The organism is Paenarthrobacter nicotinovorans (genome assembly GCF_021919345.1).
GTDB classification, from domain to species: Bacteria; Actinomycetota; Actinomycetes; order Actinomycetales; family Micrococcaceae; genus Arthrobacter; species Arthrobacter nicotinovorans.
In genome coordinates this window covers 3,416,125-3,433,782 of the sequence record NZ_CP089293.1, presented here as the reverse complement: position 1 = coordinate 3,433,782, position 17,658 = coordinate 3,416,125, and the positions used below count along the sequence as shown (strand labels likewise).

The following is a 17,658-nucleotide window of genomic DNA, read 5'->3' as shown; positions in this document are numbered from 1 at the left end:
GATGAGCAACGACGTCGAACCTGAAGTGAATGACCGCCAGATCCCAGTGGCGCTGTCCAGCGCCTCCGTCTATCCCCTGAGTGTCCATGACGCTTTCGCCGTCGCCCAGGACCTGGGCTACGAGGGCGTTGAAGTGATGGTCACCAACAACGCCGTGAGCCAGGACCCCGCTGCCCTGATCCAGCTCAGCCACCGCTACAACCAGGAGATCGTCTCCATCCACGCACCCACCCTGCTGTTGACCCAGCAGGTGTGGGGCACGGCGTGGAACAAGATCGAGAAATCCTGCCAGATGGCCGCTGAAGTGGGTTGCGATACCGTGGTGGTCCATCCGCCTTTCCGCTGGCAGTCCAACTACGCGGAGAACTTCGTTGAAGGCGTCCGTGAGATCGCGACGACCTACCAGGTCCGCATCGCCGTCGAGAACATGTATCCGTGGCGCGTACGGGGTCGGGAAGCGGTGGCTTACCTGCCGCACTGGGATCCGCTGGGACAGGATTACGACGACGTCACGTGGGACTTCTCGCATGCCGCCACTGCTGGAGCAAACAGCCTGGAGGCCATCAAGGCCCTGGGAAGCAAACTCAGGCACGTCCACCTGACGGACGGCTCGGGCTCGGGCAAGGACGAACACTTGGTTCCTGGCACGGGAACCCAACAGTGCGCGGATGCCCTGCAGCACTTGGCAGCCACCGGCTTCGACGGCGTTGTGGTGGCAGAGATTTCCACCCGCAAGGCGAAGGTGGCGGGGGAGCGGGAGGAAATGCTCGCCGAAACCCTGCGTTTCGCCCGGCAGCACCTCACGATCCCGGCAAACGCGGAGCGTGGCTAGGCAGTAATTTCCCGGGTTGTTCGCTTGGCCTGCCGTTCCACGGCGGGCCATGCGAACAGTTCAGGGCTGCCTGCCGGCGCCTGAACAGGCTCTTAAATGCGAAAGCACCGGCGGCCGAATCGGGAAATGGGGGAAAACCCGCCCGGCCACCGGTGCTGCTGGCGGACATCCCCATGCCCGCCTCATCACTCGCACCCTCAATGAGGTAACTACTAAGTTACGGACCAAGCATGGGTACTGCCTGCAATAACCTTGGGAACAAGCTGTGAATCCGGAACCCATTCGACCCTGTCCGAGGTCTGCTGCAATGATGGAGCCATGAGCAACCGAATCGCTTTCCTTGGCTGTGGATCCATGAACGAGGCAATCATGGGGGGTCTGCTCGCAGCGGGCACGGATCCCTCCGACATCGTGGCAACGGTTCGCCGGCCGGAACGCGCCGATGAACTTGCCCAGCGGCACGGCGTTATGGCGATCGCCGGCGAAGAAGAACCGGACAACAACAAGCTGGCGACCAAAGGTTCCGGGATGGTCATCCTCGGAGTGAAACCAGTGGGCATTACGGATCTTGCCCGGGAAATCAGCCCGTCATTGTCGAAGGACACCATTGTGGTGAGCGTCGCTGCGGCCGTTTCCATCGCGCAGCTTGAGGCGGCGCTGCCGGAAGGCCAGCCGGTGATCCGCACCATGCCCAACACCCCTGCCAGGCTGGGCCGCGGCGTCGTGTCTGTTTCGCCTGGAACGCACTGCACGCCGGAACAGCTGGAGAAGGTCAAAACGGCGTTGGCCGGTGCCGGCAAGGTGGTTGAGGTTCCCGAAGAGCAGGTGGACGCGTTGTCGGCCATCAGTGGCTCGGGCCCGGCCTACGCGTTCTATTTGGCTGAAGCAATGGCTGCTGCGGGCGTGGAGCTTGGCCTGGACGAAGAACTCTCCCTGATGCTGGCACGCGAGACGGTGGCCGGTGCAGGTTTCATGCTGGCCGAACCGGGGGCGGACCCGCGTGCGCTCCGCATCGCCGTCACGAGCCCCAACGGCACGACTGAACGCGCCATCATGGCATTTGACGACGGCGGGATCCCCAGGATCATTGCCGACGGCGCCAGGGCTGCAGCGGCCCGCGCAGCGGAGATCACCAAGCAGCTCGGCTAGTTCCCTACGGCAAACGCCCTCCCGCGAGCGGCGGAAGGGCGTTTGCTGTACCAAAAATCAGTGGCTACGGGCGGGCGGCGAACCGCTCCAGCAGGTCTACGTGTCCGGACACGATCAACATGTCGTGGCCGGACACTTTGGTTTCCGGCCGGGCGTAGGTGAAGTCTTCGCCGGGGGTTTTCACGCCGACAATCGTCACACCGTATTTGGAACGGACCTTGGACTCTTCCAGCGTGAAGCCAACCGTTTCCTTGGGCGGGTACATCTTGACGATTGCGTAGTCGTCGTCGAACTCGATGAAGTCCAGCATCCTGCCCGATACCAGATGGGCGGCGCGCACGCCGGCGTCGGCCTCCGGGTAGATCACGTGGTTGGCGCCGATGCGGGTGAGGATCTTGCCGTGCGAGGGGGTGATGGCCTTGACCCAGAGGTGCTGGATGCCGAGGTCCACTAGGTTCACGGTGATGAGCACGGACGATTCAATGGAGGTGCCCACGCCCACTACGGCGGAGCTGAACTCCTGGGCACCCAATTGGCGGAGGGCATCGATGTTGGTGGCATCGGCCTCCACAACGTGCGTCAGCACAGGGGCCCACTTTTGAACCAGCGTGCGGTCGCGCTCGATGGCCAAAACTTCGCGGCCCTGCTTCACCAATTGCTCGGCTGTGGCAGAGCCGAACCGGCCCAGGCCAATGACCAGCACTGGGGCATTGTGTGCGGGGCGGTTGGCAGCCCCCGTGGTGTTAGCCAATGATTGGCCTCTCTTCCGGGTAGTGGAACAGCTGGCTGCGCTGGCGCAGGGCCAGGCCGGCTGCAAGGGTTACTGTGCCGACGCGTCCGGCGAACATCAGCGCTGTCAGTACATAAACTCCCGACGGCGGCAGCTCGGCACTGAGGTTGGTGCTGAGTCCCACGGTGGCGAAGGCGGAGATGGATTCGAAAAGCACCCGGTCCAGTGACGCTCCGCTGATGGAGAGCAACAAGAATGCTGCCACGGATACCAAGGTGGCGCCAGCAACGATCACCGAAATGGCCACACGCATGGTGCCTTGGGGAATGGTACGACCGTAGACCTTCACATCGGCGTCACCGCGGGCTTCGGCCATGATGGCAAGGAACATGACGGCAATGGTGGTCACTTTGATGCCACCTGCTGTGGAGGCGGACCCGCCGCCGGCAAACATGAGTGCGTCGGTGAGGAGCATGGTGGTGGATTCCATGTGGTTCTGGTCCACCAGGTTGAAGCCGCCCGAACGCGTCATTACGGACGCAAAGAGCGAATGCGTGATCTTGTCGCCGAGGTCCATGTTCGCGATGGTCCGCACGTTGTCCCACTCCATCATGGCCCAGAGCACTGTGCCGGCGACGAGCAGGATAAAGGAAACCTGGATGGTGAGCTTGGTGTGGAGGTTCCATTTCTTCCAGTTGAGCCCGTTCTGCTGCAGCACCATCACTACCGGGAAGCCCAGGCTGCCGAGGAAGACCCCGAGCATCAGGGGCACAAGTATCCAGAGGTCGGTTTCGTAGGGCACGATGCCGTCCGAGTGGGGCGTGAAACCGGCGTTGTTGAAAGAAGAGATCGAGTAGAAAACTCCGTGCCACACCGCTTGCCAAAAGTCTTCGCCGAGCACTATGAAGCGCGGAATGAGCGCCAGTGCGAGGGCCCCTTCGATGACCACCGAGGTCACGATCACGATTCGGAGCAGGGTACCCACCTCACCGAGGCGGCCTGCGTTGTTCATGGCTTCCTGTGCGATGAGCTTGCCGCGCACACCGAGCCGCTTGCTGACCATGAGGGCCAGGAGTGAGGCCAGCGTGAGGGTGCCCAAGCCTCCAACGAAGATGCCGACCAGGATGACGAGCTGGCCGAAAAACGTCCAATGGGTGGCTGTGGAAACCACAGTCAACCCGGTGACGCAGACACTCGATACGGCAGTGAACAGAGCCTGGTGCAGTGGCGTCACCACCCCTTCCGTCGAGGCCGCGGGAAGGGACAGCAATCCAGTGAAGAACAGGATGACGACGGCGAACACCGTCAGTGCCAAACGCGCCGGTGAGGTGTTGGCAATGTTGTCGATGAAGTCACGCACGCGCGTGAAGATCCAGAGACCTTCGCGTTCCTGCTGAATGGGTTGCCAGTTGCTCGGGCTCGTTGACCGCGACTGGCTGTGGGACATGGCGTTCTTCCTTGGTTGAAACAAGCTTTCCTGAGTAGTAAACCACTATTCGCGCGCGTAACCGGGCGTTGAGGCGTTCCAGCCTCAGGTAGCCTGTTCTGGATGAACTCCAGGCTTGGAACAGCTGCTTCCAGCATTACGCGGTCCGCACTGCCAACGACGGTGGTGTGGGATCCAGCCATGACTGCCTACAATTTTGGTCCGGGCCATCCCATGGCTCCGCAGCGGCTGGAACTGACAGCCCGCCTCGCGGAATCGTTGGGACTCTTCGGACACCATCATGTGGCGGTGGAGGCACCCAACGTGGCGACCGACGTCGAACTTCTTTCTGTCCACAGCCCCGGATATGTGGCGGCGGTTCGCCGCGTCAGCGAAGACCCGTCCACTCCGGAGGAAGACCGTGGCCTGGGCACCGAAGACGACCCCGCCTTTTTAGGAATGCATGAAGCCAGCGCCCGCCTGGCCGGAGGATCGCTTCTGGCGGCTGACACCATCCTTTCCGGCCGCGCTGTGCGGGCCGTGAACTTCAGCGGCGGCATGCACCACGCCGCCCGGGAGCGGGCCAGCGGATTCTGCGTTTACAACGATGTCGCCATGGCCATCCAGCGGCTGCTCGACGGCGGTGTGCAGCGCGTGGTGAGCATCGACGTCGACGCCCACCACGGGGACGGCACGCAGGGTATTTTCTGGAACGACCCCCGCGTCATGACCATCAGCCTCCACGAAACAGGCCTCACGCTGTTCCCCGGAACGGGTTTCGCCAACGAAACCGGTGGGCCGGACGCGATCGGAACAGCAGTCAACGTTGCGCTTCCGACGTTCACTGGGGACGCCGCCTGGTTGCGGGCTTTCCATGCTGTGGTTCCGCAGCTGGTGGGAGCCTTCCAACCTGAGGTGATCGTGAGCCAGCACGGCTGCGACTCGCATCGGAACGATCCCCTGACGCACCTCAACCTGAGTATCGACGGACAGCGCGAGGCCGCTTCCGCCGTCGCGAGTCTTGCTGCCCGCTATTGCGACAACCGTTGGATCGCCACCGGGGGAGGCGGCTACGACGTCACCGGCGTTGTGCCGCGCGCGTGGAGCCACCTGATCGGCATGGTGACGCAGCGCCCTGTGCCGCTCAGCACCCCGGTGCCGGAAGCCTGGCGGACCTATGTGAAGGAAACGTACGGAGTGACGGCACCGGAGTCGATGGGTGACGACGTTGACGTCTGGTGGCGCTCCTGGGAGGTTGGCTACGATCCCGCTGACGAGGTTGACCGGACGGTCATAGCGACCCGTAAGGAAATCTTCCCGCTGTATGGATTGGATCCGTGGTTCGACTAAGGCGCGGTTCGTGGGGCCTTAAGCTAGGGCTCGGTCTTCTCCGTTTGGAAGACCACTCCCGCTGCGCCGATGAGCCAGCCCAGCAGGGACAGGGCGAAAGCACCGATCAGATCCGTGGATGCCTGTCCTTTGAATAACCAGACCACCAGGACCAGCATCCCCATGGTCATGTAGACCATGATGGCGAAGATCACCCGGCCAGAGAGTTTCATGGCCACCTCTGACGGGCGGATCACGGGATTCGGGTCGCCGGCCTTCTGGTTCCCGCTCTTGACTTCGGCGATGGTGAAACCCAAGGCCGACGCCGTCAGGGAACTCAGCGAGGTCGCCAGGACTCCCGCCGCGGTCACCAGGGCGCCGTTGAGTTCGGGGGCTTTGGCGCCGCCGGTGGGCACCCAGGTCCCGACCCGCAGCAGCACAGTAGTCCACACGAGGACGAACAAAGCGAGGAAGACTGCGGCGATGATGTTGAAGATGTGCCGCCGAAAGAAGTCACTCATTGCCACTCACCCCGCGCTCTGGGCGGCCGGGGCCCTGGGAGCCCGGACGGGCCGTGACTCTGTTGTAGCACCAGCCATGGGGAGGGTCAACGAACTGCCGCCGCATCACAACGAAACCCGCCGCATCACAACGAAACAGGGATGCCAATCGGCGTATATGTCGCTAGGGTGTAAGGCATGGTGACTGACGACGTATTTGCCGTCATAGCTGAGGCAACCAGGCGCGACATCCTGGTCTCCCTCCGCTCTGGGGATAAAGCAGTAGGCGAACTGGTGGAGGAACTGGCTGCGAGCCAGCCCACTATCTCCAAGCATCTGAAGGTGCTCCGCGAGGCCGATCTCGTCAGCATGCGCGCCCAGGGCCAGAAGCGCTTCTACGCGCTCAATCCCAAGCCGCTCGCCGGCGTCGCCAATTGGCTCGAAACGTTCGACGTCGTTCCCTCGGTTCCCGCCGCCGTCGCGCCTGCCGCTGCGCCGGCTGCCGTCGAGCCTGCAGCCGCCCCGGTTGAGACGCCGACCCTTCCCGAGGCAATCAACCAAGCCGCGAAGGTCCACGCAAGCGGCACGCCCGTCTCACTCGATCCGGCATCCGACGATACCGTTCCCCAGCAAATCGGTCGGACCGTGGGCCGGGCCGCCACCAAGGCTGCTGACCTGTTGGCCAATCTGCCGAATCTGCCCAACCTCCCCAAGTTCGGCCGCAAACGCTGAGAAGCCTCCAGCTAACGTGATCCTCGTCACATTGTGAGTTCTTGTTAACCTTCCCGTTCCTTGATTTATCGGTGATTTTCTACGGTTGTGTTAACTCCATCCGGAGGGTCACATTGGCTCCGGATGGAGATCCTATGTCCTCGGGTGCAACCATGGGCGGGACTGATTCGTCCCGCCGCTGGCCGGCGCACCGAGGTTAGGAAGACGCATGGATTCAAGGCTCGAAGCCGTCCGCGACACTGTTTTGGCGAGGAACCCGGGGGAGAAGGAATTCCACCAGGCCGTCAGTGAGGTCTTCGAAAGCCTTGGCCCGGTGCACGACCGTCATCCCGAGTTCCTGGAGGGTGCCGTCCTGGAACGCCTGTGCGAACCCGAACGCCAGATCATCTTCCGCGTCCCGTGGACCGACGACGCCGGACGCGTCCACGTGAACCGCGGCTTCCGGGTGGAGTTCAACTCCGCGCTCGGACCCTACAAAGGTGGACTCCGCTTCCACCCCTCCGTGTATCTGGGCATCGTCAAGTTCCTCGGTTTCGAGCAGATCTTCAAGAACGCCCTCACGGGCATGCCGATCGGCGGCGGCAAAGGCGGCTCGGACTTCGATCCCCGCGGACGTTCCGACGCCGAAATCATGCGCTTCTGCCAGTCCTTCATGACCGAGCTGTACCGTCACATCGGCGAGTACACCGATGTTCCGGCCGGCGATATCGGCGTGGGTGGCCGCGAAATCGGCTACCTCTTTGGCCAGTACAAGCGCATCACCAACCGCTATGAATCCGGCGTCCTCACAGGCAAGGGCATTTCCTGGGGTGGTTCCCTGGTCCGTCCCGAAGCCACCGGGTATGGCACGGTGATTTTCGCCCAGGAGATGCTCAAGACCAAGGGCCAGTCCTTTGACGGCCAGCGTGTGGTGGTCTCCGGGTCGGGCAATGTCGCCATTCACGCCATCGCCAAGGCGCAGTCCCTCGGTGCCACGGTGGTGGCCTGCTCCGATTCGGCCGGCTACATCGTGGACGAGGCGGGGATCGACGTCGCGCTGTTGAGCCAGATCAAGGAGGTCGAGCGCGGGCGCCTCACCGATTACGCTGCCCGGCGGCCGGGTGCCAGCCACGTTGCCGGCGGTTCCGTATGGGATGTGAACGGTACTGTCGCGCTGCCGTGCGCCACCCAGAATGAACTCGACGGCGAGGCCGCAGCCAAGCTGGTCAGCAATGGACTGATCGCCGTGGCCGAGGGCGCCAACATGCCCTCCACGCGTTCGGCCGTATCCGTGTTCCAGGAAGCTGGGATCCTGTTCGGTCCGGGCAAGGCCGCCAACGCCGGTGGTGTTGCGACCTCCGCGCTGGAAATGCAGCAGAACGCCAGCCGTGACTCTTGGTCTTTCGAGCACACCGAGCAGCGCCTCACCGAGATCATGGTGGGTATCCATGACCGTTGCGCCGAGACCGCCGAGGAATACGGGGCGCCTGGAAACTACGTGGTGGGGGCCAATATCGGTGGCTTCGTCAAGGTAGCCGATGCGATGCTTGCGCAGGGCCTGATCTAGCCCCTCCCCAAATCCAAAAGCAGAGGCCGTTTTGAATATTCAAAACGGCCTCTACGGCTTTGTGCTCGGGTCTATGTGCTTGGCTGCGCTCAGCGCTGCAGGAGCCGCACGTGGTCCGGGTTCAGGTCCGAGACCTTGCTGACGCCCAGGAGTGCCATGGTCCGGGTCATGTCCTTCTCCAGGATCTGGATGGTCCGGTCCACGCCTTCACGGCCCCCGGCCATCAGGCCGTAAAGGTAGGCACGGCCGATCAGTGCGAAGTCGGCGCCCAGGGCCAAGGCGGCCACGATGTCGGCGCCGCTCATGATGCCGGTGTCCAGGATGATTTCGGCCTGGCTGTTGTCTGCCTTCAATGCCGAGGTGACGTCCGGGAGCAGGTGGAAGGGGATCGGCGCGCGGTCCAGTTGCCGTCCGCCGTGGTTGGACAGGATGATGCCGTCGGCGCCGTGGTCCACTACCTTACGGGCGTCTTCAACGGTCTGGATGCCCTTGACCACCAGCTTGCCCTTCCAGGTTTCACGGAGCCAGTCCAGGTCCTCATAGGTGAGGGTGGGGTCGAACATGGAGTTGATGAGGTCAGCAACCGTACCGGTGTAGCGCGACAGCGACGCGAATGTGAGGGGTTCGTGCGTGAGGAAGTTGAACCACCACGCCGGACGGTACGACGCGTCCAGGACCGTTTTCACCGTCAGCGCCGGCGGGATGGTCATGCCGTTGCGGACATCGCGAAGGCGCGCCCCGGCCACAGCAGTGTCCACGGTGACCATGAGGGTGTCGTTTCCTGCCTTGGCGGCACGTTCGATCAGTTCGAGCGAGCGGTCGCGGTCGGTCCACAGGTAAAGCTGGAACCAGTTGCGGCCGTTCGGGGCAGCGGTGGCGACATCCTCGATGGAGGCGGTGCCCATGGTGGACAAGGTGTAGGGAATACCCGCGGCCTCAGCGGCCTGCGAGCCGGCGTATTCGCCCTCGGACTGCATCATGCGCGTGAACCCGGTGGGTGCGATGCCGAAGGGGAGGCGTGATTCCTTGCCGAGAATGTCCGTGCGGAGATCGATCCGCGATACGTCCCGGAGGATGCCCGGGCGGAACTCGATGTCTTGGAAAGCCTGGCGTGCCCGGCGCAGCGTGATTTCTTCTTCGGCGGCACCGTCGGTGTAGTCAAACGGAGCCTTCGGAGTGCGGCGCTTGGCGATGTCCCGCAATTCCCAGATGGTGCTGGCGCGCTTCAGCCGTGCGGTCTTGCTGAATTCCGGCTTCTTGAACTGCATCAGCGGGGCAAGGTCCGAGACTTTAGGGATGCGGCGCTTCAGTGCCGGAGGCTGCACGACGGCGGGTCGCGGCTGGGGCGGGCGGCTCACGTTTTCGTCGCTCCCGGCATTTGCGGGGGCGGCGGTGATCTTGGGATCGAGGGTGTCGGTCATGCGGTTCTCCCTTGAATTCTGTGGTCCTGCCACTGTGGTCTAACCACACTGTAATCCATGTGGTCGGACCACATCAACTAGTATTCGGTTATGCGTACCCACGAACTTGTCCTGCAATGGATCGAGAAGCAGCTCTCCGACGGCGACCTCACGCTCGGAGGGCGCCTGCCCGGCGAGCGGACCATGGCGGAGCAGCTGCAGGTGTCCCGGACTTCCGTCCGGGAAGCAGTCAGGATTCTTGAAGCAATGGGTGTGGTCCGCGCAGGCGTTGGTTCGGGGAAGGACGCCGGGACCGTGGTCATCGCGGAACCGGGCTCTGCGCTGGGATCCACCCTCCGGCTTCATGTGGCCACGCGCCATCTCCCAGTGGCCGATATCGTGGAGACGCGGGTCCTTCTGGAATCCTGGGCGGCGGAGCGCGCCAAGACGGGTGTTCCGGCGCTGGAGGAGGCCGCAGGTCTGCTGGATCAGATGGATTCCGAGCAGGATATCGACGCGTTCCTGGCTCTCGACGCCCGCTTCCACGTTGCCCTCGCCGAGGCGGCGGGAAACGCCGTCGTCAGTGCGATGATGGCGTCGCTGCGGGGCGCGATCGAAAACTATGCGGGTGAGCTGACAGGGAACCTGCCCGACTGGAGTGCCACGTGCGCCAGGCTGAGGGCGGAACACCGGGCCATCCTCGCCGCGGTGAACAACAACGACGGCGGCACGGCGGCTGCGCTGGTGGCGGCCCACATCCAAGGCTTCTACAAAGAAGCCGGAGTGGGCTCGTCCCACGGGTCATAGAGCAACGCGGGGTCACTTATGGCCCATAGAAGCCCCCCGAAAGGGCCATAAGTGACCCCGCGTTGCTTTCTAAGCCGGCTTGAGGGCAGGGGCTGCAGTGCTCTTCCGGATCTCGACCCTGGGCGAGAATTCGTCCTGAGCCTGGACGGGGGCATCGCCGGCCTGCTGGATCTGTTCGCGCATCCTCCGCCAGGCCAGGCTCCCGAGTTCGTTGATGGGCACGGCCGCAGTCGTGAGCGGGGGTGTGGTGTATTTTGCGAACGGAATGTCATCGAAGCCGGTGACCGAAATGTCCTCCGGGACGCGGATTCCGCGCTCGTGCAAGCCACTGAGCAGGCCCATGGCTACGAGGTCGTTGAAGGCCAGGATGCCCGTGGCGCCGCTGGCGATGATGGCATCCGTGGATTCGTGGCCCGAATCGAAGTTCGAACCTCCCGGGAGCATCTGCAGTTCGATCTCCGGGTGCTCCTTCCGGAACTGGTCCAAACCCACCAGCCGCTGCCGGTTTGAAGCGCTGTGCTCGGGCCCGGAAAGGAATACCAGCCTGCGGTGACCCAGGGATACCAGGTGTTGCGCCAGTTCCTGGATGCCCTGGCCATAGTCCACGCTCAGGCTCGGAGTGTTGGTGGCAATAGTGGTCCGGTTGATGAGTACCAGCGGGTGCAGGGTGGGTGCCAGTTCCTCAAGTTCGGCATCGCCCATGCGCGGCGCGCACAGGACAACGCCATCACAGCGCCGCCGGGCCTCCCCGGCCAGGATCGCTTCTTCGCTGGTGACTTCCGAAGAGTCGGCAATGAGGACACGGTACCCATCCTGGGCTGCTGCGATGCTGAGTCCGCGCAAGATGGCCTGGAAGGTAGGGTTCGCCAGGTCCGGGACCACAATGCCGATGGTGTCGGTTTTCCCGAGTGCCAGGCTTCGGCCCACGGGGTTGGGTTGGTACTTGAGCTCGGCCGCAGCCGCACGGACCCGCGCGGCGATGCCGGGGTCAACCGCGGCGTTACCGTTCATGACGCGTGAAACCGTGGCGTGCGAAACGCCGGCCTTCTCCGCGACGTCGGCAATCCCAACGCGCCTGTTGGTGTTCCTGCGTGCCATGTGGCCCCTTCCCTTTTGCCTGCCGCGCATGTGCTTCGTCGTTGGAGCAGTGGTTGACGTGACCACCTGAGTCTTGATAGAAAGCTTATATCCCTCCGAGAAAACGCTTTCTCAGTTATTCTTCCACACGAACCCGGGCCGTCAAACGGTTCACTCCTGCCTTTTGAAAGGGGCATTCACATGGTCAACGTCGACTCTGCCGAGACCCGGACCCCAGAAGCGGAAACGGCAACCCGGACAGACAGCCGCCAACGGACCAGGATCGCCCTGATTGGAACCGGCGGACGCTCGGAAATGTACATCCGGGCCATTTACGGACAGCACGCGGATGTCGCCGAACTCATTGCCCTTTCGGACGTCAACCAGGGCCGGGTGGACTTTTATCGGGAGCTCATCAAGGAACTCGGCGGAACACAGCCGGTGGCGTCCTTCGAGCCGGGCGAGCTGACCGGCTTCATCCAGGCCAACGGCATCGAACGAGTCATTGTCACCACACCCGATTACACCCACGCGGACTACATCGTCGAGGCACTTGAGGCCGGCGCCGACGTCGTGGTTGAAAAGCCGCTGACCATCGACGTTGAGGGCTGCCGCCGCATCACGGAGGCGGTCGCAAAGACCGGCCGCAACGTGGTGGTCACGTTCAACTACCGCTACTCGCCGCGAAACAGCGCGCTCAAGGAAGTCATCCAGAACGGGGTGATCGGCAAGGTCACGTCCATCGACTTCAGCTGGGTCCTGGACACCGTGCACGGCGCTGACTACTTCCGCCGCTGGCACCGTGAAAAGAAGAACTCCGGGGGCCTGCTGATCCACAAGGCCTCGCACCACTTCGACCTCGTCAACTGGTGGATCAACGACGTTCCCGAGCGCGTGTTCGCATCCGGTGGCCTGCGCTTCTACGGCGACAAGAATGCTGCCGAGCGTGGCTTGGGCTCCCGTCCCGAGCGTGGCACCGTTGATGGCCTTGAGCATGACCCCTTCCGTCTGGACATGCGCGAGGACGAACGCCTGAAGGCCCTGTACTACGACAACGAAAAGTTTGACGGCTACCTCCGCGACCAGGACGTCTTCACCGAAGGCATCACCATCGAAGACAACCTCGCACTGGTGGTGGACTACCAGGGCGGCCCCACACTCAGCTACTCGCTGAACGCCCACAGCCCGTGGGAAGGCTACCGCGTCACCGTCAACGGCACTGAAGGCCGGGCGGAACTCGAAGTGGTGGAACGAGCCGCGGTCGAGTCCAGCACCGACAAGAAGACTGTGGTTGACCCGAGCGCGACACCCATCGAGGAAGAGGACGCAGTCCGCCGTAACGGTGAACGCCTGGTTGTCCAACGACACTGGGAAGCTGCCTACGAGGTCCCCATCATCAATGGCGAGGGTGGTCACGGTGGCGGCGACAACCTGCTGCTCTCGGACCTGTTCAACGGTCCCGGCGAGGACCCGCTGGGCCGCCCGTCCGGCTACATCGACGGGCTTCGCTCGGTGTCCGTGGGAATCGCCGGCAACCAGTCCCTGGACACAGACCTTCCAGTCCGTATCAGCGAGCTTGGCCTCGGGGCTGACCTCAGCCGCAGCCAGGCCTGACCGGTTCACCTACCAACGCAAGGAACAGATCATGAGCAGGATTTTCGTCACCGGTGGTTCCGGCAGGCTCGGCCGCAGCGTTGTGGCCGGTCTCGCCGAAGCAGGCCACGAGGTGATTTCCGTTGACCGGGACGCCATCCCGGCGGAACAGCTGCCGGCCGGAGCCGGGCAATACACCGCAGACCTTCTTGCGCCGGGTGAGGCAGAACGCCTGATCCGGGAAACAGGGCCCGACGCCGTCATCCACCTCGCTGCTATCGCCGTACCCTTCAGCGCACCCGAGGACGTCATCTTCAGCACGAACACGCGGCTCGCCTACGCGGTGATCAGCGCGGCCACCGACGCCGGTGTCCCGAAGATCGTGACAGCAAGCAGCCCCACGGCCCTGGGCTACGGCTCGCCGGCCCGGTGGCTGCCGCCGTCGTTCCCCCTGGACGAGCGGACGCCGCCCAAGCCATGGAACGCCTACGCGCTGTCCAAGTTGATCGCCGAGCAAACGGTGCAGATGTTCGCAGCGGCGCAGGGCGACAAGCTCCGGTACGCGGCCTTCCGTCCGTGCTTCGTGATCTCCCCGGAGGAGTGGGAAGGAGCGCTCACGCAGCAAGGCCATACAGTCCGCGAACGCCTGGACGATCCCGCGCTGTCCGCTCCGGCCCTGTTCAACTACGTGGACGCCCGGGATGTCGCCGACTTCCTGGACGTTCTCCTGAACAAGATGGACACCATTCCCAACGGCGAGGTGTTCTTCGTGGGCGCCAAGGATGCCCTGGCTACAGCGCCCTTGGCGGAACTGTTCCCACGCTTCCTGCCGGGCAGCGGCCCGCTGACCCAACACTTGACGGGCACCAGCCCGGCGTTCTCCATCGACAAAGCCCGCGACCTTTTGGGCTGGGAACCGAAGCGTACCTGGCGCACCGAACTCACCCCGCCCTACGAAGGCCCCGACACTGCCGCAAACCGAGCACCACTCAATGACGAGATCACCGCCGGCCTGGTCCCGGCGGGAGCAACCAAGGAGACACCATGAATTTCGACGGCGTACTGTTCTTCCCCGTCACCCCCTTCGACGAAGACGGCAGCGTTGATGTTGCCCTGCTGAAGGAACACATCACTTCACGGCTCCCGTTCGGTCCGGGCGGCGTCTTCCCGGCGTGCGGCACCGGCGAGTTCCATGCCCTTTCCCTCGATGAGATCCGCACCGTGGTGACTGTCGCCGTCGAGGCCGTTGCGGGTGCCGTTCCCGTGGTCTCCGGTGCCGGCGGCCCGCTGGGCCATGCCATTGCCGCTGCCAAGGTGGCCGAGGAAGCCGGCGCGGACGCCCTCCTGGTGCTCCCGCCCTACCTGGTGACCGGCCCCACCGACGGCGTGGTGGCCTACGTTGAGGCCATCGCTGCGGCGAGTAGCCTGCCCGTGATCGTCTACCACCGCGGAACTGCCAAGTTCACGGCCGAAGCGATCACCCGCCTCACCGCAAACCCGAAGGTAGTCGGCTTCAAGGACGGCATCGGGGACGTGGGGCTGGCCCAGGAAATTGTCTCGGCCATCAACGCGAGCGGGCGTAAGGACTTCGCGCTCTTCAACGGCCTCCTCACGGCGGAACTGACCCAGGGTGCCTACCGTGGCCTGGGCATCCCGCTGTACTCGTCGGCAGCGTTCGCCATGGCTCCCGAAATCGCCAAGGCCTACTACGACGCCTACATCTCAGGTGACGAAGAACGCCGTCACGCGCTGCTTGAGGGCTTCTATGCGCCGCTGGTCCGCCTGCGCGACCAGACCCCCGGCTTTGGCGTCTCCCTTATCAAGGCCGGCCTGAGGCTCGCCGGATTGCCCGTTGGCCCGGTCCGTCCGCCGTTGGTTGATCCCAGCGAGGAACAGCTCCTGGAACTCAAGGCCATCCTGGCCAAGGGCCACGAGCTGGCCGGCAGCTGATGACCGCCCGCATTACGGGCCTCAGCACCCGGCTGATCACGGTGCCGCTGCTACGCAGTTGGGGCGCGGAGGCGCCCGAGAACCACGTGATTGTCACCGAACTGACCACGGACGACGGCGGCACGGGCCACGGCTTCTCATGGACACCGACCATCGGTCCCCAGGCAGTGAAGGCCCTCCTGGACCACGACATCGCCCCCTTCATCCGGGGCGTCGAGGCGAACCCGGAGATTGTGTGGGACCAGCTGTGGAAGCGGCTGCATGAAGCGGGCGGGGGAGGGCTGACCACCATCGCCATGGCGGGCGTGGACCTTGCCCTGTGGGACTTGAAAGCACGCCAGGCGGGAACGTCCGTCACGGGGCTCCTGGGCCGGCGCCAGGAATCCGTGGAGGTGTACGGCTCCGGAGTGAACCTGCACTACACCCTGGAACAGCTCGTGGAGCAAGCCCAGCGGTGGGTTGCTGCCGGACACAACGCGGTGAAGATCAAAGTGGGCAAGCCCGAGCTCCGGGAGGATGCCGAGCGCGTCGCTGCTGTGCGCCAGGTGATCGGCCCTGACCGGCTGCTCATGATCGACGCCAACCAGCGTTGGGACCTCGCCCACACGTTCCGTGCCTTGGATGTTTTGGGGGAGTACGGACTGGAGTGGCTGGAAGAACCGATTCGTGCCGACGACCTCTGGGCGTACCGGCGCCTGCGCAAGCACTCGCCGGTTCCCATTGCCCTGGGTGAGAACGTCCACACCATCTACCGCTTCCGTGACTTCATCGAAGCGGAAGCCGTGGACATCATCCAGCCCAACATTGTCCGAGTGGGCGGCATCACCCCATTCCGCAGGATCGTGGAGTTGGCCCGCACCCACAGCATCAGGGTGGCACCGCACTTGCTTCCGGAGCTCTCCGGACAGTTGGCGCTCACCTTGGCAGAGCCGGTCAGCGTGGAGGACGTGGAGGATGCCTCGTTCGGCCAACTCGGGATCCTGGCCGGACCTTCCCCGGTGCGGATCAGCAACACGACAGGCACCATCAGGCTTAGTTCAGCCGGCCTGCCCGGTCTCGGCTTCGAGTTCGCCGGGGCATTGACGCCGACGCAAGCCACTGACACTTCAGCCCCCGAAAGCAAAGGAAACCGCATTGAGTACAGCAACTCTTGACCTGACCGCCGTCACGGCCGCAGCCACGGCAGCGGCGAAGGTGACCGCAGCAGCTTCCGACGCCGAACGCGCGGCCTGGCTGACCGCCGTCGCCGACGCTTTGGACGCCAACGTCACCGAACTGGTAGCAATCGCCGACTCTGAAACAAGCCTCGGGACCGTCCGGCTCGCGGGCGAGGTGGCGAGGACCAGCGGGCAGCTGCGCCTGTTCGCCAACGTCATCACTGAAGGCTCGTACCTCGAAGCCGTCATCGACCACGCTGACCCGTCCGCCACCCCGCCCAAGCCAGAGCTGCGCCGCATACTGCGGCCGATCGGTCCCGTGGCCGTGTTCTCGGCGTCGAACTTCCCGTTCGCGTTCTCCGTGGCGGGCGGCGATACAGCGTCCGCTCTGGCAGTTGGCTGCCCGGTGGTCGTCAAAGCACACTCGGGCCACCTTCGCCTGTCCCAGCGGACCGCGGAAATCGTCACCGAGGCGCTGGCCAAGGCCGGAGCCCCGGACGGAATCTTCGCGCTGGTCAGCGGACGCGAAGCCGGCACGGCACTGGTCCAGGACCCGGCCATCAAGGCAGTAGGCTTCACCGGCTCCATCCCCGGCGGCCGGGCGCTGTTCGATCTCGCGACGTCCCGCCCGGAGCCCATCCCGTTCTACGGTGAACTGGGCAGCTTGAACCCGGTGGTCATCACTGCGGACGCGCTCGCCGAACGCGGTCAGCAGCTAGCGGCAGGCCTGGCGGGTTCCTTTACCCAGGGCGCCGGCCAGTTCTGCACCAAGCCCGGACTGGTGTTCATCCCGGCGGGATCGGACTTCGCATCGCACCTTGCCGAGGCCAGCAAGGACAAGCCGACAGCCGCCATGCTGACCGAGCGCATCGCGGAAGCCTATCCGGACGGGCTGCGCAACGTTGCTGAGCAGCCGGGAGTCGCCGTCGTCAGCGGCACGGTGGAGCAGGACAGCCTGGCGGACGGCGCCGCGCCTGTGGTGTTCTCCACCAGCGCCGCAAATGTGCTGGAACGCCCGGATGAGTTGCTGGAGGAATGCTTCGGCCCCACCACGCTGCTGATCGAGTACGCCTCCCAGGACGAGCTGTCCGCCGCGCTCGCCAAGGTTCCCGGAAGCCTCACGGGCACTGTGCACGCACAACCCGGCGAGGACGTTTCTGCACTGGTGGAGCAGCTGAGCACTTTGGCCGGCAGGGTCCTGTTCGACGGTTGGCCCACGGGGGTGGCCGTGAACTGGGCCCAGCAACACGGCGGCCCCTACCCGGCCACGACCTCCTTGTTCACGTCCGTGGGCGCCACTGCAGTCCGCCGCTTCCAGCGCCCCGTGGCCTACCAGGACGCGCCGGAGAGCGTGCTGCACCCGGCGCTGCACGACTCCAACCCGCTGGGGATCCCGCGGCGCGTGGACGGCGTCCTGACGCTCGGCTAAC

The 17,658-nt window shown here is 64.3% G+C and carries 16 protein-coding genes; 11 read left to right on the top strand and 5 right to left on the bottom strand.

All coding sequences use genetic code 11. The annotated features are described in order from the left end of the window. The first annotated feature begins 1 nt into the window (after position 1). Both JMY29_RS15900 and proC read left to right on the top strand, forming a co-directional pair. Positions 2-832, top strand: a complete 831-nt coding sequence (locus tag JMY29_RS15900; protein ID WP_018777014.1) for a sugar phosphate isomerase/epimerase family protein — start codon at positions 2-4, stop codon at positions 830-832. A 318-nt stretch (positions 833-1,150) separates the two neighbouring features. Continuing rightward, positions 1,151-1,981 carry a pyrroline-5-carboxylate reductase gene (proC, locus tag JMY29_RS15895; RefSeq protein WP_189075404.1) on the top strand — a complete coding sequence of 277 codons (831 nt, stop codon included), beginning with the start codon at positions 1,151-1,153 and terminating at the stop codon, positions 1,979-1,981. Between the two features lie 64 nt (positions 1,982-2,045). Here proC and JMY29_RS15890 read toward each other — a convergent pair whose 3' ends face one another. Beyond that, complete coding sequence (locus JMY29_RS15890) at positions 2,046-2,684, bottom strand: potassium channel family protein (RefSeq protein ID WP_011775951.1); 639 nt, start codon at positions 2,682-2,684, stop codon at positions 2,046-2,048. A 40-nt stretch (positions 2,685-2,724) separates the two neighbouring features. Continuing rightward, positions 2,725-4,158, bottom strand: a complete 1,434-nt coding sequence (locus tag JMY29_RS15885) for a TrkH family potassium uptake protein (protein ID WP_018777012.1) — start codon at positions 4,156-4,158, stop codon at positions 2,725-2,727. 102 nt (positions 4,159-4,260) lie between these two features. On the opposite strand from JMY29_RS15885, the gene JMY29_RS15880 reads away from it, so the two are divergent. Further along, on the top strand, positions 4,261-5,487 hold the full coding sequence (locus JMY29_RS15880) for an acetoin utilization protein AcuC (RefSeq protein WP_189075403.1): 1,227 nt from the start codon (positions 4,261-4,263) through the stop codon (positions 5,485-5,487). A 23-nt stretch (positions 5,488-5,510) separates the two neighbouring features. On the opposite strand, the gene JMY29_RS15875 is transcribed toward JMY29_RS15880, so the two are convergent. Continuing rightward, positions 5,511-5,987: a hypothetical protein gene (locus JMY29_RS15875; RefSeq protein WP_018777010.1), complete on the bottom strand. Its 477-nt coding sequence runs from the start codon at positions 5,985-5,987 to the stop codon at positions 5,511-5,513. Between the two features lie 177 nt (positions 5,988-6,164). Between JMY29_RS15875 and JMY29_RS15870 the strand changes: the two genes are divergently transcribed. Next, a complete protein-coding gene (locus tag JMY29_RS15870; RefSeq protein ID WP_055971146.1) occupies positions 6,165-6,698 on the top strand; it encodes an ArsR/SmtB family transcription factor in 534 nt (177 codons plus the stop codon). A gap of 208 nt (positions 6,699-6,906) precedes the next feature. Beyond that, on the top strand, positions 6,907-8,244 hold the full coding sequence (gene gdhA / locus JMY29_RS15865; protein WP_055971149.1) for an NADP-specific glutamate dehydrogenase: 1,338 nt from the start codon (positions 6,907-6,909) through the stop codon (positions 8,242-8,244). Between the two features lie 89 nt (positions 8,245-8,333). Here gdhA and JMY29_RS15860 read toward each other — a convergent pair whose 3' ends face one another. Then, on the bottom strand, positions 8,334-9,665 hold the full coding sequence (locus JMY29_RS15860) for an alpha-hydroxy acid oxidase (RefSeq protein ID WP_018777007.1): 1,332 nt from the start codon (positions 9,663-9,665) through the stop codon (positions 8,334-8,336). A 90-nt stretch (positions 9,666-9,755) separates the two neighbouring features. Here JMY29_RS15860 and JMY29_RS15855 point away from each other — a divergent pair, with 90 nt between their 5' ends. After that, positions 9,756-10,451, top strand: coding sequence for a FadR/GntR family transcriptional regulator (locus tag JMY29_RS15855; RefSeq protein ID WP_018777006.1), 696 nt, complete (start codon positions 9,756-9,758; stop codon positions 10,449-10,451). A gap of 69 nt (positions 10,452-10,520) precedes the next feature. On the opposite strand, the gene JMY29_RS15850 is transcribed toward JMY29_RS15855, so the two are convergent. Next, the gene (locus JMY29_RS15850; RefSeq protein WP_018777005.1) at positions 10,521-11,549 is read right to left on the bottom strand and encodes a LacI family DNA-binding transcriptional regulator; all 1,029 of its coding nucleotides are present in this window, start codon (positions 11,547-11,549) and stop codon (positions 10,521-10,523) included. A gap of 180 nt (positions 11,550-11,729) precedes the next feature. Between JMY29_RS15850 and JMY29_RS15845 the strand changes: the two genes are divergently transcribed. Genes JMY29_RS15845 through JMY29_RS15825 form a run of 5 tightly spaced genes read left to right on the top strand, consistent with a single transcriptional unit; the run spans position 11,730 to position 17,657 of the window. Continuing rightward, a complete protein-coding gene (locus tag JMY29_RS15845; protein ID WP_018777004.1) occupies positions 11,730-13,142 on the top strand; it encodes a Gfo/Idh/MocA family protein in 1,413 nt (470 codons plus the stop codon). Between the two features lie 31 nt (positions 13,143-13,173). Further along, the gene (locus JMY29_RS15840; RefSeq protein WP_189075402.1) at positions 13,174-14,169 is read left to right on the top strand and encodes an NAD-dependent epimerase/dehydratase family protein; all 996 of its coding nucleotides are present in this window, start codon (positions 13,174-13,176) and stop codon (positions 14,167-14,169) included. Next, a complete protein-coding gene (locus JMY29_RS15835) occupies positions 14,166-15,071 on the top strand; it encodes a 5-dehydro-4-deoxyglucarate dehydratase (protein ID WP_189075401.1) in 906 nt (301 codons plus the stop codon). The genes JMY29_RS15840 and JMY29_RS15835 overlap by 4 nt, the downstream gene beginning before the upstream one ends. Then, positions 15,071-16,225: a mandelate racemase/muconate lactonizing enzyme family protein gene (locus tag JMY29_RS15830; RefSeq protein ID WP_189075400.1), complete on the top strand. Its 1,155-nt coding sequence runs from the start codon at positions 15,071-15,073 to the stop codon at positions 16,223-16,225. Before JMY29_RS15835 ends, JMY29_RS15830 begins: the two co-directional genes overlap by 1 nt. Next, positions 16,206-17,657 (top strand): aldehyde dehydrogenase (NADP(+)), encoded by a 1,452-nt coding sequence (locus tag JMY29_RS15825; RefSeq protein WP_189075399.1) that lies wholly within the window; start codon positions 16,206-16,208, stop codon positions 17,655-17,657. The genes JMY29_RS15830 and JMY29_RS15825 overlap by 20 nt, the downstream gene beginning before the upstream one ends. Position 17,658: the final 1 nt, after the last annotated feature.